The 905-nt window shown below is 62.2% G+C and carries 1 protein-coding gene; it reads right to left on the reverse strand.

Going from position 1 to position 905, the window contains the following annotated elements:
- Positions 1 to 826 (reverse strand): glycosyltransferase (locus C1Y63_RS12430; RefSeq protein WP_146128974.1); only part of this gene is annotated, 826 nt, incomplete at its 3' end.
- Between the last annotated feature and the right edge of the window lie 79 nt (positions 827 to 905).

Raw genomic sequence — 905 nt, forward strand, 5'->3', positions numbered from 1 at the left:
TGATTTTCCCTTTCCTCCTGGTAGGAGGGGTCACGCGACACTCAAGTCGAGTGGACCGAAAAAACCGGGGCATTCCAACACCGAGCTCGAGGGCCTTGTTACGGATCATTTCACGGGAACGGGGATCCCGCGCCGCGAGGTACGCCACGTGCATCTCCGGTAGGTACTGGAGCGACTCCACCATCGTGAGCACGCCGCGGCGCTCTGCAATGGCACCGACGTAGACAGCCAAAGGTGCGGTTTCAGGAACACCGGCGTCCGTGCGGATGTCGATGCGGCCTGCGTCGCGGGTTCCCCACGCGCCCTTGCGAGGCGCATTCACCACCACACCGGGGGTGCGGGTCAGGCGGTGGGTCTTGCGGAAATTGTCCGCGAGTTCGGGGGAGACAGTGATGATGGAGTTTGCACCACGCATCAGGTCTTTTTCGCTAGTGATCCAGCCGGCACCGTGGCGTGCAGGCGGGCTGAAGACCTGGCCGGGGAGCCACTCGTGGGCATCGTAGACCCACTTCACCGGCGGCTTATTGGGGTGCTCGGCGTTGTAGAGCATCGTGTACTTCTGGGCACCCGCCATCGGGTGGCGATCGTGGACGTGAATCAAGTCAGGGCGCAGAAGCGTGAAGGCATCGAAGAAGAGCTTCTCGTAGTCAGTAATCTGCGGCCACAGGGAGCGCCACCCCTCGGGGCGGATCGCCATCAACTGATGCTTCTTCCGCTCCACTGCGTCCGTGGCGGCGCGGCGGCGCTTCAAGGCTTCAAGCTTGGAGGCCTGATAGCGAGAGAACACCGTACCAACAACGTCCTGCGGCATTTTCTTGGCGGCCACACTGGAGTGACCTAGTTTTTCGGCCCGGGCGACTTAAGCCATCGCTACGGATGATTCATGCTCGGCCCGAACAAGGGCC

This window comes from Corynebacterium sp. 13CS0277 (genome assembly GCF_002994655.1).
GTDB lineage: Bacteria > Actinomycetota > Actinomycetes > Mycobacteriales > Mycobacteriaceae > Corynebacterium.